We start from the raw sequence: 20,185 nt of genomic DNA, 5'->3' as shown, positions 1-20,185 counted from the left end.
TTATATAAGTTGAACTCTCTAAATTAATGACTCTCCAATTGGGTAAAGAAAGAGTAACGACTTGGAGAGAGGAAGATTTCGATGAAGGTTGAACAAAAAATCGAGCAGTTGACTGAAGCGATGAAAAACACGACAAGCACCCGGATGTACGAACGCTATCTAGCCGTACGACTTCATTTGGAAGGCCGCACCCTGAGCGAGATCGCGACGATTTTGGGACGCTCCTTTCCTGCCATTAGTGGGTATTGGAACAACTACCGTAAGACGGGTTTACAGGGACTGGAGTTTCATCCGCGTACAATCCGTCCCAAGAAACTGACGGACGAGCAAGAGGAGCAACTCCGTCAGTTGATCGCAGAAAAACGTCCTGTCGATGTTGGTTTTGAAGCTAGGTACACGTGGACGCTTAAGCTCATCCAGACCTGGATTCATCGAGAATTTGGCCCGTCCTATACGCTTCGAGGCGTATCCAAACTGCTTGCCCGACTCGGCTTCAGCTACACCAAAGCTACGTATACCTTGGCTCGGGCCAACCCAGACCAACAAGAGCATTTTCGCAACGTGACCTTGCCGGAGCTGAAGGACCAGTTGGATCAGGGCGAAATCGATCATTTGCTCTTCGAAGACGAGTCCTCGATCCGTGCTTATATGGCGCTGCAGTATAATTGGTTTCCGAAGGGACAGCAACGTAAAATCCCCACTTACGGTCAGCATCAGGGAGCGAAGCTGTTTGCTGCATTGGATTACGAGAGCGGCCACATCCTTCATCGAGAAGAAGAGGTTATGGATGCGACGGCTTTCCAACGATTCCTAGGCGCTATTCTAGAGCACTATTCGGGCAAAATTGTTGTTGTTCTGGATAACGCCCGTATTCACACCGCAGAGCAAATCCGACCTTTTCTTCGTCAGCACCCTAGACTTCGTCTGGTTCCGCTTCCCAAATACAGTCCTGAACTTAATCCTACGGAAGGGTTATGGAAGTGGATGAAGCAGGATGTGGTGAACAACGTCTTTTTTCAGAAGTTCTATGTTATTCGTTCTCACGTAACAGCATTTATCAATCGGGTGAACCACTCGCCGCTGGAAGTCATCGACCGATTACTCGTTCGAGTATAAAGATTTAAAGTTCAACTTATATAGTATGAGAATATAGATGTGCTCAAGCGCTACAATTCCGACTAATATAGAAGCAATAATGGACAATACCTCCTTGGATGATTGGTATTTTATTTTTCCATTAATACTAACATAATATTCAAAAGTCTAACAGCAAGATCACATCACTTTATAAAGTCTGTTATAAAAGCAGATCGAGCAGATCCTTGTTGCCCAGCTTTTGCGCGAGCTCCAGTGGAGTCTCTTTCGCGGTTGGATATACTTTCTTCGGATCTGCGCCTTTCTCCAGAAGCAGCTTCACAATTTCCAGAGACTCCGCATCTACCGCCTCATATAGAGAATTGTCCAGCTTAGGATCAGCCCCGTATTGCAGCAGCAGCTGTACAGCATGGAGACTCGGTTGGTAAGCGATACTCTCATCCTCTGAGTCATACAGCAGTCCACTCGCATACTCAAGCGGCGTGTATTCCTTGGTTGTATCACAGTTGCAGTCATTGGCGTCCGCACCGTTTTTCAGCAGCAGCTCGATCATCTCAACTGCGCGATTACCTTTGTCGTCTACAAAACTTGTTGCAGCAAGCAGCGGAGCACTGAACTGCTTCAGTCCATCCGACTTGGCGCTTACCCCTGCCGTAATCAGCTCTTGGACAATTTGCAGCCGGTTGGAATTGACCGCCGTCCATAACAGACTGCCGTTTTCCTTCTCGAGCGCTGCGAAATCCGGCTTAGCTGCCAACATCATTTTCAAAAGCTCCAAATCAGATGCTTCCGTTGTCTCAGGGTAGTCGCCTTGGGCTGTCTCACGGTAAGGCAGCGAAGCTACCTCCAGCAGCGCGAGCGTCTCTTCATCTTCCATGGAAACGAGCAAATTGACGTTTGCTCCGTTGTCGAGGAACAGCTTAACGATGTCCTTATTTTTGGTAAACACACTGTTCATCCATGCTTGCTCGCTCTGCGCAGGCTTCCAGCCTTGATCCAGCATCTGATTGAGTTTATCCAGCTTACCGGCCCAAACAAAGTTATCCGCCTTAACCGCCCAGCGCGCCTGCAACTCGGTGCCTGTGAGCGGCGCCACTGAAACTTGTTGTTTTGAAGCGTTCCAGCTTACCTTGCTGTCGAGCGCCTCACCGATGAAACGAAGCGGAACGAGCGTACGTCCCTTCAGCACAAGCGATGGCTGCGAAAGGGTAACTTTCACGCCGTCAACGGTAGCCCAATTCTGACCGATCGTATGGACGATTGTCGTGAAGCCCTTCGTAGCGGTAATCTGCTTGCCGGTTAAGGATACTTTAGCGCCGAGTCCTTCAAAAATGCCGCGAAGCGGAACGAGCGTCGCCCCGTTCACGATGATGGGCGGCTGATCATAGGTTTGTTTTTTGCCGTTCAGCATGACGCTAATGGCTGGCTTGGCAGGAGCAGCACTTGCGGCAGCAGCGCCCAGACTCGCCGTAATAATAGCAGCGGCGCCAACAGCTACTACTAGGAATTTCAATGATTTCATAAACAATATCCCCTAACATTTTTATGTAAGTAGTCCACCAACTGGAAACTCCTCCCCTATTATCACGGGTTAAGCCCTTCTTGTCTATTGGAAAATCGAGAGGGCTTGTCTCTATTTCGTTGGATGAGCTTCTTGCGACCGAGCGCCGTGCAAATCTATAGCCAAACGAACCATATCCACGCAAGGAATACCGTTCTCTACAATTGGCTCCTCATAATGCCGAACGAAAAAGTCCCGATCCACGCCAACGATGCGAAAGCCGCATTTTTGATAAAGCCCCAGCTGGCCAATGCTGGAATTGCCTGTGCCGATTTCAAGCGTCCACGCTCCCAGCTCCTGCGCCCGCCCAATGGCATGCTGCACAAGTCGTTTTCCTAGTCCTTGCCCATGCCGCTCCTCCAGTACGGCTACGTTGACCAGTTCCAGCGTGCCGGGCCGAGTAGGAATTAAGACATATACGCCTAACACGGCTTCTCCCTTTTCCGACAACGTCCAGCATTCTCCGCGGCCAATATAAGAGGCAATCATGGCCTCCGAAGGATCGGCGAGCAGCAACAGCTCCATCGGAAGCTCCTCTTCCGGCGTAAGCTTTTTAAACATGAACATCTAACCTTCCTCCTCTAATCAATGGCTCAACATAGGAAAGGCGGAACGCCAGCCGGATGATGAGAAAATCCAGAACAACGATGAGGACATACCAATAATCAACATATAAACCCATACTGATGCCTCAAGGTTAAAAATAAACGGATAAAAAATTTGCATCCCCATGCCCACTACGCTATAAGAAATTCTACGGACACGAATCGATCCCTGCAAATCCCGCTCATTTGCCTTATCCGCTATTCCATCCATCCCCCAGCAAATTAACAGCATCAATAGAAGATGCAGCAGTTGCATCGCCTGAATATAAATGTGCGCATAAAGAGGAATCAGCTCATATTGTTCGATATTTCCCAGAAGACCGGGTTGAACAAGAATTAATCCAGGAATTTCCCCTGCCGCTAGCAGCAGGGCTAAAGTACGAGCCGAGCGCATAGTTCGATAAGTGGAGCTTGCCTCAGACAAAGCAGATGCTGCCAGCAAATAACCGATAACATCAGGGGAAAAATCAAATCCGCCGATGCGAAAATCAAACCAGACAAGCGTCAATCCCCATCCGAGACGCCGAAGCCATTTTGTAGATGCAGCGCTCATGGTGACTTCCTCTCGGCTTTGGCTAGCGCATAAATCTCACTTTCGGGCAAGCTCTCAAACGTGTGAATAAACTCAATCCGTTGTACGAGCTTTTGGCCCTCCTTGTTGGAGAAACTAAGCTGAATACTAGATTCATAATAGGAAGCTGCCATCGCCGCATTTCCGGCAAATTCAAAGTTGTAGCTTAAAGATAGAGGCTCTCCCTTCGCCAACTCAAAAGGAGGCTTGATGTCCTTCCCGCCAAACCCAGTCAGTTGGACTTCAACAAAACGTTTAAGCTCCTCCCCATCCGGCAAAAGCTCGATTTTCTCCAATATAAGATCCTCAGTCGCCGTTCCACCGCCCCTGCTGGTTGATTTAATTTTAATCGGCTGTTCATCGTTTTTGACCACGTTTATGTAACCTGTCGGTATTTTTTCCCAGCTTCCATCGCTATAGTTCACTGTTAAAAACTGCTGCCCTGACGGGTAGCGATTTGATGTCACTTCGTTCGGCCTCCACTCTGCCAAAGCTATCATTTGCTTTTGATAGTTGGATGGCATACTCTCACTCAGATGAAAGCGAAATTGAGGATATTCATCAAGCCCCACGGAAATTACCGTTACACCGGCATTATTATCCTCCAGATAGCGGAAGCTCAAGGAACCTTCACTGCCTTCATTAACTGTAAAATAATGCTGAAAAAAATAAGGTTTACCGAGCTGCATGCTGCTCCAATAAAGAAGATTGCCGGTCCAACTGGCAGCTATGAGCACCGCTCCGACGGCAGCTGTTATTTTCCAATTGAAAGTTTTGAGCTTGTTGAGCTTCATAGAGCCGCCTCCTTGTTCAATACAATAATACCAGTATTAACCTATTTATAGGCAGGATGGAGTCATTTATTTTGAGGATTGGATGTGGGCGGGTAGAGCGGCCATGTAGTATTGGCTACTTGAGTGAGGCCGCGGGCGCTGATTTGGCTCATTCAAGTAACTTTGACTACTTGATCAGGGCCGCGGGCGCTCAATTAGCTCATTCAAGTAACTTCGACTACTTGATCAGGGCCGTAGGCTCTGATTTGGCTCATTCAAGTAGCTTCGACTACTTGATCAGGGCCGCGGGCGCTGATTTGGCTCATTCAAGTAACTTCGACTACTTAATCAGGGCCGTAGGCTCTGATTTGGCTCATTCAAGTAACTTCGACTACTTGATCAGGGCCGCGGGCGCTGATTTGGCTCATTCAAGTAACTTCGACTACTTGATCAGGGCCGCGGGCGCTGATTTGGCTCCTTCAAGTAACTTCGACTTCTTGCTCGGGGCCGCGGGCGCTGATTTGGCTCATTTAAGTAGCTTTGACTACTTGCTCGGGGCCGAGGGCGCTGATTTGGCTCATTTAAGTAGCTTTGACTACTTGCGCAGCAAAAAAAGGCATCCCCTCGTCATCTTCCGATGACTTATAGGGACGCCCCATGTAACTTTACTAAGCTATCCGCGAGTCGGCCGACCGCCGTGATTTACCGCTCGCCTACCTATCTATCTATCTATCTACCTACCTACCTACCGTAGCTCGCCGACCGCTGCGGTTTCCGCTCCCCTACCTACTTGCCGTAGCTAGTCGGGTCTTCGCGCCAAGCTTGCAGCGACGCCAGTTGGCTGTTCGCCACAATGCCGCGCTCGGCAGCGACGTCAATCAGCGCTGAGTAGTTGGAGAGCGTCTGCAGCGGCACGCCTGCCTCCGCGAACGCACCCTCCGCGCTGGCAAACTGATAAGTAAAGATCGCCACGACGGCCAGAACTTTAGCGCCCGCCTCGCGTACAGCTTGGGCCGCTTTAATGGAGCTGCCTCCAGTAGAGATTAAATCCTCGATGACAACGACTTTTTGCCCTTCGGTAACTTGGCCTTCGATCAGGTTCTGTTTGCCATGACCCTTCGCCTTATCACGGACGTAGATCATCGGCAAGTTCAGCTTCTGCGCAACCCATGCAGCATGCGGAATACCAGCCGTCGCTGTGCCAGCAATAACTTCGGCATCCGGATATTGCTCACGAATAACTGCTGCGAAGCCCTCCGCCACCAGCTCGCGAATATCAGGGTAGGACATCGTCAAGCGGTTATCACAATAGATTGGGGACTTCAGTCCAGATGTCCATGTAAAAGGCTCCTCCGGACGAAGCGCAACCGCGCCAATGTCTAGCAGCTTGCCGGCGATCTCGCTCGGCAATTGATTCAGGCTTTTCGTTGTCATGCTTGGATCAGCTCCTCAATAATGGATTCCAATGCAGCCCTTGGATCAGTTGCCTGAGTAATCGGGCGGCCGATGACCATATAGTCCGTGCCAGCCTTTAGCGCATCCTGCGGTGTCATAACGCGGGTCTGATCACCGATGTCGGCTCCCGTTGGGCGGATGCCGGGAGTTACCGTTTGGAAAGTCGGCCCACAGGTATCTTTGACCCGCACAACTTCATGCGGCGAAGCAACTACGCCATCGAGGCCGGATGCAATGGTAAGCATGGCATAACGAGTGACTGACTCCGCAACCGTACCGAGAATACCGATTTCGTCGTTTAGTACTTCGTCGCTAGTGCTCGTCAGCTGCGTCACAGCGATGACGGTCGGGCGGACGAGCGACGGATCGGCGACAAGAGCCTCTTCCACACCATCCATCGCCGCTTCCATCATGTCGCGTCCGCCTGCAGCATGCACATTGAACATGTCCACGCCGAGACGGGTGACGCTGTTTGCGCCGCCTTTGACTGTGTTGGGGATGTCATGCATTTTCACGTCAAGAAACACGCGATAACCGCGCGCCTTGAGCATCCGCACAAAGTCCGGACCAGCCGTATAAAACAGCTGCATGCCGACCTTCATGTAACAAGGAATGCCCTCTAGCTGCTTCAACAACGCCTCGGCCGAGGCGGCGTCAGGATAATCCAGCGCCACCATCACTTTGCCGGCAGCCTGCTCGCGGCTCAAGATTGTTGTACTCATCGCTTGTTCCTCCTAGAAATTAACCTTGGCATAGAGAAAGGCCATCCGCCGGGAGGACGGCCTGCCGTCCCTGCTTTCGGGACTTGCAGGCCGCGAGCTCCGGCGCTGGCCGTACATCTAGAATTATTGCAGAACCGGCATTGGGTTCGAGCTGAAGTTGATCGTTTGCAGCATGTTCAGCAGCGCACGGACCGTATCAAGCGACGTCATGCAGACGATGCCATTCTCGACCGCTTCACGGCGGATGCGGAAGCCATCGCGCTCCGGCGTTTTGCCCTTGGTCAACGTGTTGAACACGAACTGCGCTTGGCCGCTGCGGATGAGATCGAGGATATTCGGTGTACCCTCGCTCAGCTTGTTGACGCGTTGCACGTTAATGCCCGCTTGCTCCAGCGCGGATGCTGTACCGCCCGTGGCGATGATTTTGTAGCCGATTGCGTAAAAGCCTTTGAGCAGCTCAATCGCTTCATCCTTATCCTTGTCGGCTACGGTAGCGATGATCGAGCCCTTCAGCGGAATTTTCATACCCGCTCCGATAAGACCTTTATAAAGCGCTTTGGCATACTGCTCATCGCGACCCATAACCTCGCCAGTGGACTTCATCTCCGGTGTCAACGTTGGGTCGACGCGGCGCAGCTTAGCAAAGCTGAACACCGGAACCTTGACGGAGACGAAGTTATCTTCCGGCCACAGGCCGTCGACATGACCGAGCTCAGCCAGCTTCGTGCCGAGAATCGCGCGCGTCGCCAGATTTGCCATCGGCAGATTTGTCACTTTGCTGAGGAATGGAACTGTACGCGAGGAGCGCGGGTTAACCTCGATCACATACGCCTTCTCATTATGGATGACGAACTGGATGTTCACCAGGCCGATAATGTTCAGTGCTTTAGCGATTTTGATCGTGATCTCAATGATCTGCTCCTTGATGTCCGCTGACAGCGACTGCGGCGGATACACCGCGATGGAGTCACCGGAGTGGACGCCTGCACGCTCAACATGCTCCATGATGCCCGGAATGACAACCGTTTCGCCGTCGCAGATCGCGTCGACTTCAGCTTCTTTGCCAAGCATGTAACGGTCGATCAGCACCGGATGCTCCGGATTGATTTTGACCGCTTCCTTCATGTAACCGACCAGTTCTTCATCGGAGTAAACGATCTCCATTGCACGGCCGCCTAGTACGTAGGACGGGCGAACTAACACTGGATAGTTGAGACCGTTTGCGATCACGAGCGCTTCCTCAAGGTTCGTCACTGTGCTGCCTTCCGGCTGCGCAATGTTCAAACTGCGAAGCAGCGCTTCGAACTTCTTGCGGTCCTCGGCCATGTCGATGCTCTCCAGGCTGGAGCCCAGGATGCGCACGCCGGCTTTGGCCAGCGGAGCAGCCAGGTTGATCGCCGTTTGGCCGCCGAATTGTACGATGACACCAATCGGTTTCTCCTGCTCGATGACGTTCATAACGTCTTCCAGGAACAGCGGCTCGAAATACAGCCGATCGGAAGTGCTAAAGTCGGTAGATACCGTCTCCGGGTTGTTGTTGATGATCACAGCCTCATAACCGGCCTTTTGGATCGCCCATACCGCATGCACAGTGGAGTAGTCGAATTCGATGCCTTGGCCGATGCGGATCGGGCCAGAGCCAAGTACGAGCACCTTCTGCTTATCGGACTCGATAACTTCGTTCTCTACCTCGTAGGTCGAGTAGTAATAAGGCGTGCTCGCTTCGAACTCGGCGGCGCAGGTGTCGACCATTTTGTATACCGGACGCATCCCCTGCTCCAAACGATAAACGCGAATGCTATGCTCGTCGATCATCGTCGTTTGGCCACCTTCGCGGCGCAGCTCGGCGATCGAACGGTCGGAGAATCCTTTGCGCTTCGCTTGGTAAAGCAGCTCGTTCGTAAGTCCTGGCGCGCGGCGCAGCTCGTCCTCAAAGGCAACGATGCCTTCGATTTTGTCGAGGAACCACCAGTCTACCTTCGTGAGATCCTGAATATCGGACAGCGCCCAACCGCGGCGGAATGCCTCGGCGATCAGGAACATGCGCTCGTCATCCGGCTTTTCCAGACGAGTGCTGAGCGTCTCATCGTTCAGCTCATGCGCATCCTTCAGATGGAAGCGATGGGCCCCGATTTCCAGTGAACGAATCGCCTTGTGCATCGATTCCTCGAACGTCCGGCCGATTGCCATAACTTCGCCAGTCGCCTTCATCTGCGTGCCGAGCTTGCGATTCGCGCCAGTGAACTTGTCGAAAGGCCAGCGCGGGATTTTGCTTACAATGTAGTCCAGCGTCGGCTCAAAGCAGGCGTAAGTCTGGCCTGTAACCGGGTTCACGATCTCGTCGAGCGTATAGCCAACAGCGATTTTTGCAGCCATCTTGGCGATCGGGTAGCCCGTTGCTTTGGAAGCCAGCGCCGAGGAGCGGCTGACGCGCGGATTCACTTCGATGACGTAGTATTGGAAGCTGAACGGATCAAGTGCAAACTGCACGTTGCAGCCACCCTCGATATTCAGCGCACGGATGATTTTGAGCGAAGCGGAACGAAGCATCTGGTACTCGCGGTCCGACAGCGTCTGGCTCGGCGCCACGACGATGGAATCACCTGTATGCACGCCGACTGGATCAAAGTTCTCCATATTACACACGACGATACAGCTGTCGTTCGCGTCGCGCATAACTTCGTACTCAACTTCCTTCATGCCAGCGATCGATTTCTCGATTAGGCACTGGCCGATCGGGCTGTAGCGGATACCAGCAGCAACCGTCTCAAGCAGTTCTTCCTCAGTGGCGCAAATACCGCCGCCAGTACCGCCGAGCGTATAGGCCGGGCGCACGATGATCGGGTAACCAATCTCGCCCGCAAAATCAACCGCTTCCTGCACAGTCGTCACGATCACGCTCTCCGGAACTGGCTGCTCCAGTTCGCGCATCAGATCGCGGAACAAGTCGCGATCTTCGGCTTTTTCGATGGCCGACAGCTGTGTGCCGAGCAGCTTCACATTCTCGCTCTCCAGTACGCCGGCGCGTGCCAGCTCCACAGCCATATTGAGACCCGTTTGTCCGCCAAGCGTTGGCAGCAGGCCGTCAGGCCGCTCCTGACGAATGATTTGGGAGACAAAATCAAGCGTAATCGGCTCGATATAAACTTTGTCCGCCATATTCGTGTCGGTCATGATCGTAGCCGGGTTGCTGTTAATCAGCACAACCTCATAGCCCTCTTCCTTCAACGCCTGGCAAGCTTGCGTGCCGGCGTAGTCGAACTCTGCGGCTTGGCCGATGACAATCGGGCCGGAGCCGATAACGAGAATCTTTTTGAGCAGGTTATTTCTGGGCATACTGCAGCTCTCCTTTGGACGCTTCCGACAGCTGGGCTTGACGCGGCTTGGAAGGGTTAATGCGGCGATGGTTGCGGATCAGCTCCAGGAATTCGTCGAACAGGTAGCTGGAATCGAACGGCCCCGGGGCCGCCTCCGGATGATATTGGACCGAGAAAGCCGGATACTCATTATGTTTCAGGCCTTCAACCGTTTTGTCGTTGTTGTTGATATGGGTCACGCTCAGCTTCGTGCCGGCGATGCTCGCCTCAGGTACGGTATAGCCGTGGTTCTGGCTCGTAATATAGCAGCGTCCAGTAGCCAACTCTTTCACAGGGTGATTGCCGCCGCGATGGCCGAACTTCAGCTTCTCCGTGTCAGCGCCGCATGCGAGAGCGAACAGTTGGTGGCCGAGGCAAATGCCGAAAATCGGGTACTCTCCAAGCAGCTCACGGATCGTTTCTACCGCATGAGGAACATCCTGCGGGTCGCCAGGGCCGTTGGACAGCTGAATGCCATCCGGATTCAGGCGGCGAATCGTATCCGCGGAGGCGTCATGCGGCACAACAACAACGTCGCAGCCGCGCTTGGTCAGCTCGCGCAAAATACCGCTTTTGGCACCGTAATCGATCAGTACGATACGCTCACCATAACCAGGGCTTGTGAACACTTGCTTCGTAGAGGTGCGTGCAACTTGGTCGCGCATTAACACTGTGCTAGTCAGTTGCTCCAAAATCTCCTCCACACGCTCGTTGCCGGTCGTGATGAGACCTCTCATTGTGCCGAAGTGACGCAACTTGCGGGTAAGCATACGCGTATCGATTTCGCTAATCGCCGGAATGTCATGCTCCTTGAGCAGCCAGTCCAGCGATACTTGAGCGCGCCAGTTACTCGGGATCGGCTCGTGGCGGCGTACCGCAAAACCATGAATGAATGGAGCTACCGTTTCAAAATCGTCGCGGGTGATGCCATAGTTGCCGATAAGTGGGTAGGTCATCGTCACGATCTGGCCGCAGTAGGATGGATCGGAGAGCACCTCCTGGTAGCCTGTAATGCCTGTATTAAATACGACCTCGCCGGGTTTGGAAGTTTCTGCACCGAACGACTGGCCCGCAAATACGGTTCCGTCCTCAAGAATCAGTCTCGCTTGCATCCGTATCACTCCTTATGCTGTATGGTGGGACCAGACGACGCTACCGCCGACCACGGTGGCTTGGGGCCAACCGTAGAGCTTCCATCCGCCGAACGGCGTGTTATTGCTTCTGGATTTAAAAGTTGCTGGGTCGACTGCACGCTCTTGCTCAAGGTCGATAATCGTTAGATCGGCGGGAGCTCCAAGCTCCAAGCAGCCCGAATCGAGACCGAATACCGAGGCAGGAACCTTAGTCATGCGATTCAAAAGGAAACCGAGCGACCATTTGCCGGTGCGCACAAACTTCGTGTAGAGCAGTGGGAAGGCCGTCTCGAAGCCGACGATGCCAAATGGCGCGAGCTCCATGCCGCGAGCTTTCTCCTCGGCGCTATGCGGTGCGTGGTCGGTGACGATCATGTCGATCGTGCCGTCCTCCAGCCCTTGGATAACTGCCTCAACGTCGCGCGGGGTGCGCAGCGGCGGGTTCATTTTCCAATTGGAGTCCATGTCGGGGATATCCTCATCACTCAGAACAAGGTGATGGGGGCAAACTTCAGCTGTAATTCTCACTCCGACCGACTTCGCGAGGCGAATGAGGCGCACCGACTGCTCGGTGCTTACATGGCAGACATGGTAGTGGACACCGGTGGACTCTGCCAGCAGTGCATCGCGGCCAACATGAATCGCTTCGGACTCATTCGGAATGCCCTTGATGCCATTGTCACGAGCGAATTTGCCCTCAGAAACGTACAGGCCTTCAACCAGACTATCATCTTCGCAATGCGCGATTATCGGCATTCCCAGTGACTGAGCGAGCGTCATGGCGTCCTTCATCATCTGTGCTCGCTGCACGCCGACTCCGTCATCGGTGAAGCCGATAGCTCCGGCTGCTTTGAGTGCGGCAAAATCCGTCAGCTCGCGACCGAGCTGGTTTTTGGAGATGGCGGCATAAGGTAGTACCTTTACACCGTTGCCCTGCTCGCGCGCCTTGTCCAGAATATATTTCACCGTCTCCGGCGTATCGATGACTGGACGTGTGTTCGGCATGCAAGCGATCGTCGTGAAACCGCCTGCTGCTGCGGAAGCCGTTCCGGTGATGATATCTTCCTTATGCTCAAAACCCGGATCGCGCAGGTGCACATGCATATCGATAAAACCCGCAGACAGGAGCTTTCCAGCTGCATCCAGCGTTTCTTCAACTGCAACTGCGGGAGCCTCGCCTACTTTGATCTCCGCAATTAAGCCATCCTCAATCCGAATATGCCTAGTTTCCAGCTCGCCGCTCTCCTGGTTCCAAATCCGTCCGTTTACAATCCACTTTACTGCTGCCATTCGGTTTGTTGTCCCCTTTCCGTACCGTGAAGCCGTTCGCCATTCAATTCCGCTTAACCATTCTGCTTGTATATCTGTCCATAGTTTACTTGTATAAGTTCACTTGGTCCGAGCTCCTCCTGACTGAGACAGAAACCCGTGCCAAGCTGCATTTTTCTTCTATCCTCTTAGCGCCCGCTCAATGACAGCCATTCGTATCGGAACACCGTTCGCCATCTGCGGGAAAATGCGGGACTGTGGATGCTCCACCAGATCGCTGTCGATTTCAACATCGCGGTTCACTGGAGCCGGGTGCATGATAATCGCATGTGAAGCAAGCTTGGCCGCCCGCTCTACCGTCAGCCCATACTGCTCGCGGTATTCCTCTGCCGAGCGAATCATTCCGCTCTCATGGCGCTCCAGCTGCACGCGCAGCATCATTACGACATCCGCCTTCAGCGCTTCATCGATGCTGATGTAAGGTACATTCAGCTCATCCGCCCGCATACTGTCCGGTGCGCAGAAACTTACTTTTGCGCCCATCGCTGTCAGCCCCCAGTAGTTGGAGCGAGCTACGCGGCTATGCTTGACGTCACCGACGATCACTACGTTCAGTCCGTTCAAGCTGCCGAACTGTTGGCGCATCGTGTAAAGGTCAAGCAGCGCCTGCGTCGGATGTTCATTGTTGCCGTCGCCTGCGTTGATCAGCGGCACCTTGATGCGCTCGGCCAGCTCTTGCAGCACGCCAGCTGGCTTCAGCCGGATGATGCCGGCGTCGATGCCCATCGACTCCAGCGTTTTAACCGTGTCGTAGATCGATTCGCCCTTCTGTACGCTTGACGCCGCTGCGCTGAAGTTCAGCACTTCGGCTCCCAGTCGCTTCTCCGCAACTTCAAAGCTGAAGCGAGTGCGGGTGCTATTTTCGAAAAACATGTTAGCCACGAATCGCCCCGCCAGTACCGGCTGGACTTTCTCTGACTGCTGTTCCCAGTAAGCGGCCCGAGAAAGGATCGCCTCAATTTCCTCTCGATTCAGCCCCTTCAGGCCGAGCAAGCTTTTGTGTTGTACCTGCATGGTTGACATGTGCCTCATCCTCCTTGTTGCTCTGTGATGGTCACGTTGTCTTCCCCGTCCACTTCCTGAAGGGATACGCGGATACTCTCTTGCTTGGAGGTTGGCACATTTTTACCCACGTAGTCGGGCCGAATCGGCAGCTCGCGATGGCCGCGATCCAGCAGCACGGCTAGCTGAATCGACTGCGGCCTGCCCAGATCCATCAAGGCATCCATAGCTGCGCGAATCGTCCGCCCGGTGTACAGCACATCGTCGATCAAAATGACGCGTTTGTCGTGGATGGACAGCGGCTGGCCGGAGGTATCCGCCATTGCTGCATTGGCGCTGCCGCCCTCGCCGCGACGATCGTCGCGGTAGCCGGTAATGTCCAGCTCGCCGCATATAACCGGCGTGCCCTCGATTTCGCGGATCTGCTCCGCCAGACGGTGGGCCAGATAAACGCCTCTCGTCCGTATGCCGACGAGGACGCAGCCGTCGATTCCTTTGTTCTTTTCGACAATTTCATGGGCGATCCGAGTTAGTCCCCGGCGAATTGCCGTCTCGTCCATGATGGCGCGTTTTTCTCCTGCTAGCATAGGATTTCGAGCTCCTTCGACGTCCGCTTGTGCGCACGCATGGGTTGGTATGGCCTTATCCTCCCTCAGCTGGGCAAAAAAAATCTCCCTGCCGAGTTGCTCAGCAAGGAGATAGGGGGAAGGTATAAGCCGCGCGGAAGCCGCCCAGCGGTCGCGGATATGAACATGTACGGCTCGGCAAGCGCAACAAGGCGCTGCCAGCGGACATGGTTCACACTCCGTGCTGGTCAAAAGCTACTTCCGGACGACGGCTTATAATCACGCTACCTTGCCAGCCTCTCTGGACTGAGTTAAAGGTACTGCCGTTATCGGTACTGATTATCCCATGTGAAGGTTAGCGAAGTCAACCCTATCTCGCGAGAAGAAATGGTGTATAATTATTCATTATACTGAATGTTTATATGTATGTAAAGAGAAAAATGGGGCTGCTCCCAGCGTCATTAACCTGACATCTGGGAGGGCCCCATTTTAAGAGGTTGTTCAAAAAGGCCACCATTGATCACGATGTAAACCAGGAAACGAACTCGACATCGAATCTTGTATTCACCTTCGAAGTCCGGTGCTCATGTAGTTTGCCTACATTCCGCTCCTCCTTCTTCTGGTTCATACAACCTTCTCGGTGCTGATTGGCGACCTTTTTGAACACGCATTTTAAAATTAAAGACTAAGCTTGCGAATGCGCTCTACTGCTTTTTCGGTATTCTCGCGGCTGCCAAAGGCAGTCAGGCGGAAATACCCTTGACCGCTGCGGCCGAAGCCCACGCCAGGTGTACCGACGATGTTCGCCTCAGACAACAGCTTGTCGAAGAATGCCCAAGAATCAAGACCGTTTGGCGTTTTGAGCCAAATGTAAGGAGCGTTAACACCGCCAAATACTTCCAGACCGAGCGAACGCAGACCATCACGAATAATTCCAGCATTGGTCATGTAGTAATCAACGAGGCTGCGGATTTGCTCCTTGCCCTGGGCTGAATAGATCGCTTCCGCACCACGTTGAGTCACGTAGGATACGCCGTTGAACTTCGTCGTGTGACGACGGTTCCACAGATCATTGATGAATACAGTGTTGCCATCCTTGTCAAAACCTCTCAGCTCGCGCGGCACAACGGTGTACGCACAACGTACGCCAGTAAAGCCAGCTGTTTTGGAGAAGCTGCGGAACTCGATAGCTACCTCGCGCGCACCTTCAACCTCATAAATGCTATGTGGCACATCCGCTTCCGTAATGAACGCCTCGTAAGCCGAGTCGAACAAGATCAGGCAGTTGTTTTCGCGTGCGTAGTCAACCCATACCTTGAGCTCGTCTTTTGTCAACGTCATGCCAGTCGGGTTGTTAGGGTAGCACAGGTAAATAAGATCAACTTTGCGGTCAGGCAGCGAAGGCTTGAAGTTGTTCTCCGCCGTGCAGTCGAGATAAACGATATTCTCGTAACGGCCGATGTCGCTGTTGAAGGGACCGGAGCGGCCCGCCATAACATTCGTATCTACATAAACCGGATAAACCGGATCTTGAACAGCTACGACTGCATCTTGGCTGAAAATTTCTTGAATATTGCCGACATCGCATTTGGAACCGTCGCTGACGAACACTTCGTTCGACTGGATATCCACGCCGCGAGCCCTATAGTCGTTCTCGATGATTGTATTCACCAAGAAGTCATAACCTTGCTCTGGGCCATAACCGCGGAAAGAACCCGGCGCAGCCAGCTCGTCGATTGCCGCATGCATTGCTTTGGTAACAGCATCCGGAAGACCGCGTGTCACGTCGCCAATGCCGAGGCTGATAATTTCTGCCTGCGGATTTTCCTCGATAAACTTAGTGCGCCGCTTGGCGATCTCAGAGAACAAATAGCTCCCTTGAAGATTAAGGTAATTGGAGTTAATGGAAGTCATAGGTCAAATCACCTTTCCTTATTTCAAAATAAACCCGGGCGATCAAGCGCCCGGGTCATAATCGCATTATTTAAGCATAGCGCAGGCAAGCCTGCATGCTAATAGAACATTGCGTGGAAAATTTGCATTTTTACGATGCAGCTGCCCTGACGTTCAAGTATTCACGTATGGACGGTGGTCCATGCATGAAAGTCATTTTAGCGATTACGCAGATTGGTCAGCACATGCTGCATATCTCCTGGAATCGGCGCTTCAAACTCCAACCGCTCTCCGCTGCGCGGATGGGTGAAGCCAAGCAGCGCAGCATGCAGCGCTTGTCCTTTGAGCGCTACCGTTTTGTTGCGGCCGTAAATCGGATCGCCTGCCAAAGGATGGCCGATATACTTCAGATGAACGCGGATTTGATGCGTGCGTCCCGTTTCCAATTGAAGATCAACCAGCGTGTAATCGCCCAGTCGTTCGATGACCTGGAAATGCGTCACCGCATGTTTGCTGCCTTTTATAGTGACGGTAAACATTTTGCGATCCTTGTCATCGCGCCCGATAGGTGCATCGATTGTTCCGATATCATGCTGAAGATTATCATGAACGAGCGCAATATACTTGCGCGTAACAGTATGCTCCTTGAGCTGCTCCGCCAGCGACAGATGCGCCAGATCATTTTTAGCGGCCATAAGCAGGCCGGAGGTGTCTTTGTCGATTCGGTGGACGATTCCCGGACGCATAACACCGTTAATGCCGGACAAATCCTTACAATGATACATTAGCGCGTTTACGACAGTCCCGCCGGAGTGGCCAGGAGCCGGATGCACGACCATACCTCGAGGTTTGTTGATCACGATCACATCGCTATCCTCGTACACAATGTCCAGCGGAATATTTTCCGGAACGATCTCCGCCGCCTGCGGCTCAGGTATAATAACAACAAGCTGATCGCCTGCAGCAAGCTTTTGGTTGGCTTTTACAGTGCGACCACCAATCGTAGCCGCCCCAGCGCTAATCCAATCTTGCACCTGGGTCCGAGAGATTGCAGGGTCGGCCAGCTTGTCCGTAATAAATTTGTCCAAGCGCTGTTTAGCCTCGCTGCTCTCAATCGTCCATTCCAACTGATTATCGCTTTCCTGCTCTTCTACGGATTCCGCCTCGCGGCCTAAACCCGCTTCTGTTTCTGTATCTTTCACTGTCATTATTCAGTCCTCTGTGTGTAGTATTTCCTTCGGTTGATCTTTGCCCTCGTTGTTACGGGCAGCCTTCCTTGCGCGGCGATCCTCAAGCAAAGTGTCCACAATGATCATAATCACGCCAATCGTAAGCGACGTGTCGGCCAAATTGAACACTGCAAAGGAATACGAACCGAAGTTGAAGGAAAGGAAATCAACCACATGGCCGTAAAGCAGCCGATCGATAAAATTGCCTATCGCACCTCCGAGCACCAGACCCAGCGCTGTAAACAGCCAAGTGTTTCCTGATTTGCGTTGTTGATGGATATACCAGGCAATTCCCGCAACCACCAGCGGTGTGATAATGAGGAAAAACAGCTGCTGGCCCTCCAGGATGCTGAATGCAGCTCCTGTGTTTCGAATCGAAGTAATAATAAAGAAATTTCCAATTACTTTAATTTGCTCATACAGCTCAAGCCGATTGATAATAATCAATTTAGCGAGCTGATCCACCAGAATGGCTGCGATCGCAACCAAATATGAATACCCCTTAATCTTCAAGCCTTTCCCTCCTCGTCCGTCTCATTGTAGCATAACCATTCCAGGCGGAGCCAGCCTTCCAAGGGCAGTCGTGACATGAGCTTTCAGCTTCTGAATGCCAGCTTTTTCATAATCGAGGAACTAGATTTGCATGTGTCTCATCGTGCTTTTTGAAGGGGAGCATTTCTTCCATAGAAGCCCATCTGTAAAGCAGGCCCAACTCGTCCACACTAACACCAGTAAAAAGAAACCGCCAGCCGTTTGCAGCGGCTGCTGAAAGGTGTGTGCAAAACGATGACTCATTCTCCAGCCTTTATCGACCGGATGAAGCAGCGGCTTCTGCTTGAACGGGAGGAGCTTATCCGCCACAAAGAGCAATCCGAGCATAGCGGACTTCAGAATGCCTTGCGCGATGAGACCGGCGAGCTCAGTACAATCGACAATCATCCCGGTGATGTCGCGACGGAAATGTTCGAGCGAGGCAAAGACCTGGCACTGGAAGAGCAATTCGATCTTCATCGCGACCGGGTGGAGGCCGCACTGAGCTCCATTGACAATGGCAGCTATGGACTTTGCATCTCCTGCGGAAAAGAGATCCCTGAACAGCGGCTTGAGGCGCTTCCAGACACACAGTACTGCGTTGATCATTCTCCACGCCAGCATACGTCTCATCGCCGGCCTGCAGAGGAAGCTGTGCTCTTGCCTCCTTTCGGAGATTCCGACCGGGACGGCAAAGACGATCCAGGTTTTGATGGTGAGGATGCCTGGCAAGTTGTCGAGAGCTGGGGCAACTCGGATTCTCCTGCGATGCAGGAGCAGCCTGGTGATAATTATGATCGGCTGGGCATTGAAGCAGTGGAGAATGACGGCTATGTGGAGGATATGGAGAGCTTCCTGGCGACGGACATCACTGGCCGCCATGTGAGCGTGATCCGCAACCGGGAGTACAGCAGCTACATGGAGCGCGGCGAAGGTGAGGAACTGGGCGAGGAGTAGCTGTCTCCGCTACATGTAGGGTAAATACCGCTTCGCGGAAGAACCGTGCCACCGTCCAGGACAAATACCGCTTCGCGGACAGACCCTCCTTCCGATTCTCTGGAGCCCAGATTCCTTTGATTCCATACCCCGCTAGGGTAGGAATCCGGCCTCCAAGTGAACCGCTGCCGCTTCTACAGGAGGGTTCCGTCCGCTTCGCTCCACTGTCCTGAAAACCCTGCTTCCACCCCCTTTTTTATAGGGGTGGGCTCATCTTCAGATACGCCTCTGAAGCTTCGCTGTTGCCGAGCTTCGCTCGGTGAACAGCCTTTCTTTCAGCCGCGAAATCTCGGCTGATAAAAATTGAGCTGTTGTTTTCAGAGAAGAAGAGCCACGGGTTATTACTCGGCTGCCAATGCGAGATGTGTGGCATATGTGGCTATACAAACTCAATACTGCTTGCCGTCCAGCTGAATTTGCACGATTCTCACAATATCCGCAATATAATCGCCAATTATTGGCAAATTGAGCTGTCCAAGAGCTTGCAGTATATATAAAATTGCCGTTGCAAAAAAAGCTAACCCAATCACGGAACCGATGCCTCTGGCAATGCCGACCATCAGATTGCGCCAGATCAGCGTGAGCGGACGGTTTAGAAGTTCCACATACTCCGCCATCTGCGATTTTTCCAGATCGGCGGCTATTTTTTCTAGCCGGTCTTGCAGAAAACTAATCTGCTCCCGCTCGCTGACAGCCTCTCTTCGTGTGTCTTCACCCATCTAAACTTCCCTCCATTCTGCTCATCTCCAACCTAATAAAGCCTCCCTATCCATCCGTTAGCAAAAGCGGAAGGCCGAAGAGGCTTATTTCTGTCTTCTCCAGCCTAAAGGCTAGTATGTCCCGTAACAGTTGGATAATTCTTACTACCAGGATGCCTTGGACAATGACTGTAGCTGCAGTTGATGCAGTCGCAGTCCAGATCCAGTTCCAATCCCAGCTCCAACTTCATCTCCAACTCCAACTCAAGTTCCAGTTCCAGTTCCAGTTCCAGTTCAAGCTCCAGCTTCTTCTCCAGTTCCTTCTCCAGTTCCAGTTCCAATTCAAGTTCCATCTCCAGCTTAAGTTCAGTCCAGTCCAATCCAGTTCAGTCCAGTCCAGTTCCAGTTCCAATTCAAGCTCCAATCCAGCTCCAGCTTCATCTCCAGCTTAAGTTCAGTCCAATCCAGTTCCACTTGCAGTTCCACTTGCAGTAGTGCTTCGCACCACCCGCCGCGGCAAGCGGCATGTCGCCTTTTACGTATGCAAAAGGCGCCCCCCACCCCAATAAAAAAACAGGGGTGAGAGACGCCTATGAGAGAGCTTGTGCGGCGGAGCGGAGGGAGGCGAATCCTTTCGTAGAAGCGGTAGCGGTCCTCTTGGAAGTCGGAT

At 52.7% G+C, this 20,185-nt stretch carries 19 protein-coding genes; 3 read left to right on the top strand and 16 right to left on the bottom strand.

Annotation, left to right across the window (positions count from 1 at the left end; translation table 11 throughout):
- Positions 1-81: 81 nt before the first annotated feature.
- Positions 82-1,116, top strand: coding sequence for an IS630 family transposase (locus tag CGZ75_RS03060; protein WP_089522815.1), 1,035 nt, complete (start codon positions 82-84; stop codon positions 1,114-1,116).
- 181 nt (positions 1,117-1,297) lie between these two features.
- Here the strand turns inward: CGZ75_RS03060 and CGZ75_RS03055 are convergent, their stop codons facing one another.
- The 4 genes from CGZ75_RS03055 to CGZ75_RS03040 all read right to left on the bottom strand — a co-directional run bounded on the left by CGZ75_RS03055 (position 1,298) and on the right by CGZ75_RS03040 (position 4,626).
- The gene (locus CGZ75_RS03055) at positions 1,298-2,617 is read right to left on the bottom strand and encodes a stalk domain-containing protein (RefSeq protein WP_089522814.1); all 1,320 of its coding nucleotides are present in this window, start codon (positions 2,615-2,617) and stop codon (positions 1,298-1,300) included.
- A gap of 111 nt (positions 2,618-2,728) precedes the next feature.
- Entirely contained in the window at positions 2,729-3,223 is a 495-nt protein-coding gene (locus tag CGZ75_RS03050) for a GNAT family N-acetyltransferase (protein ID WP_089522813.1), read from the bottom strand.
- A gap of 18 nt (positions 3,224-3,241) precedes the next feature.
- Complete coding sequence (locus CGZ75_RS03045) at positions 3,242-3,814, bottom strand: hypothetical protein (RefSeq protein WP_089522812.1); 573 nt, start codon at positions 3,812-3,814, stop codon at positions 3,242-3,244.
- Positions 3,811-4,626: a hypothetical protein gene (locus CGZ75_RS03040; protein ID WP_089522811.1), complete on the bottom strand. Its 816-nt coding sequence runs from the start codon at positions 4,624-4,626 to the stop codon at positions 3,811-3,813. Before CGZ75_RS03040 ends, CGZ75_RS03045 begins: the two co-directional genes overlap by 4 nt.
- A 119-nt stretch (positions 4,627-4,745) precedes the next feature.
- Between CGZ75_RS03040 and CGZ75_RS03035 the strand changes: the two genes are divergently transcribed.
- Complete coding sequence (locus CGZ75_RS03035) at positions 4,746-5,246, top strand: hypothetical protein (RefSeq protein WP_141136644.1); 501 nt, start codon at positions 4,746-4,748, stop codon at positions 5,244-5,246.
- A 145-nt stretch (positions 5,247-5,391) separates the two neighbouring features.
- Here the strand turns inward: CGZ75_RS03035 and pyrE are convergent, their stop codons facing one another.
- From pyrE to lspA, 10 genes are all read right to left on the bottom strand, one after another.
- Positions 5,392-6,039 carry an orotate phosphoribosyltransferase gene (gene pyrE / locus CGZ75_RS03030; RefSeq protein WP_089522809.1) on the bottom strand — a complete coding sequence of 216 codons (648 nt, stop codon included), beginning with the start codon at positions 6,037-6,039 and terminating at the stop codon, positions 5,392-5,394.
- On the bottom strand, positions 6,036-6,782 hold the full coding sequence (pyrF, locus tag CGZ75_RS03025) for an orotidine-5'-phosphate decarboxylase (protein ID WP_089522808.1): 747 nt from the start codon (positions 6,780-6,782) through the stop codon (positions 6,036-6,038). The genes pyrE and pyrF overlap by 4 nt, the downstream gene beginning before the upstream one ends.
- Positions 6,783-6,905: 123 nt before the next feature.
- Positions 6,906-10,118: a carbamoyl-phosphate synthase large subunit gene (carB, locus tag CGZ75_RS03020; protein WP_089522807.1), complete on the bottom strand. Its 3,213-nt coding sequence runs from the start codon at positions 10,116-10,118 to the stop codon at positions 6,906-6,908.
- The gene (locus tag CGZ75_RS03015) at positions 10,105-11,250 is read right to left on the bottom strand and encodes a carbamoyl phosphate synthase small subunit (protein WP_089522806.1); all 1,146 of its coding nucleotides are present in this window, start codon (positions 11,248-11,250) and stop codon (positions 10,105-10,107) included. The genes carB and CGZ75_RS03015 overlap by 14 nt, the downstream gene beginning before the upstream one ends.
- 12 nt (positions 11,251-11,262) lie before the next feature.
- Entirely contained in the window at positions 11,263-12,561 is a 1,299-nt protein-coding gene (locus tag CGZ75_RS03010; protein WP_089522805.1) for a dihydroorotase, read from the bottom strand.
- Between the two features lie 159 nt (positions 12,562-12,720).
- A complete protein-coding gene (locus CGZ75_RS03005; protein ID WP_089522804.1) occupies positions 12,721-13,623 on the bottom strand; it encodes an aspartate carbamoyltransferase catalytic subunit in 903 nt (300 codons plus the stop codon).
- 5 nt (positions 13,624-13,628) lie between these two features.
- Positions 13,629-14,189 (bottom strand): bifunctional pyr operon transcriptional regulator/uracil phosphoribosyltransferase PyrR, encoded by a 561-nt coding sequence (gene pyrR, locus CGZ75_RS03000; protein ID WP_089522803.1) that lies wholly within the window; start codon positions 14,187-14,189, stop codon positions 13,629-13,631.
- Positions 14,190-14,846: 657 nt separating this feature from the next.
- Positions 14,847-16,082 (bottom strand): LL-diaminopimelate aminotransferase, encoded by a 1,236-nt coding sequence (locus CGZ75_RS02990; protein ID WP_089522801.1) that lies wholly within the window; start codon positions 16,080-16,082, stop codon positions 14,847-14,849.
- A 197-nt stretch (positions 16,083-16,279) separates the two neighbouring features.
- On the bottom strand, positions 16,280-17,269 hold the full coding sequence (locus tag CGZ75_RS02985; protein WP_089522800.1) for an RluA family pseudouridine synthase: 990 nt from the start codon (positions 17,267-17,269) through the stop codon (positions 16,280-16,282).
- Positions 17,270-17,272: 3 nt separating this feature from the next.
- Positions 17,273-17,797, bottom strand: coding sequence for a signal peptidase II (gene lspA, locus CGZ75_RS02980; protein WP_089524527.1), 525 nt, complete (start codon positions 17,795-17,797; stop codon positions 17,273-17,275).
- A gap of 279 nt (positions 17,798-18,076) precedes the next feature.
- Between lspA and CGZ75_RS02975 the strand changes: the two genes are divergently transcribed.
- The gene (locus tag CGZ75_RS02975) at positions 18,077-18,778 is read left to right on the top strand and encodes a TraR/DksA C4-type zinc finger protein (RefSeq protein WP_089524526.1); all 702 of its coding nucleotides are present in this window, start codon (positions 18,077-18,079) and stop codon (positions 18,776-18,778) included.
- Positions 18,779-19,206: 428 nt separating this feature from the next.
- Here the strand turns inward: CGZ75_RS02975 and CGZ75_RS02970 are convergent, their stop codons facing one another.
- Positions 19,207-19,536 carry a DUF5665 domain-containing protein gene (locus CGZ75_RS02970; protein ID WP_089522799.1) on the bottom strand — a complete coding sequence of 110 codons (330 nt, stop codon included), beginning with the start codon at positions 19,534-19,536 and terminating at the stop codon, positions 19,207-19,209.
- 104 nt (positions 19,537-19,640) lie between these two features.
- Positions 19,641-19,895 carry a hypothetical protein gene (locus CGZ75_RS24360; RefSeq protein ID WP_141136643.1) on the bottom strand — a complete coding sequence of 85 codons (255 nt, stop codon included), beginning with the start codon at positions 19,893-19,895 and terminating at the stop codon, positions 19,641-19,643.
- Between the last annotated feature and the right edge of the window lie 290 nt (positions 19,896-20,185).

Source organism: Paenibacillus herberti (assembly GCF_002233675.1).
Classification (GTDB): Bacteria; Bacillota; Bacilli; order Paenibacillales; family Paenibacillaceae; genus Paenibacillus_O; species Paenibacillus_O herberti.
The sequence above is the reverse complement of the archived record's forward strand: the minus strand, read 5'-3'. Positions and strand labels throughout refer to the sequence as shown.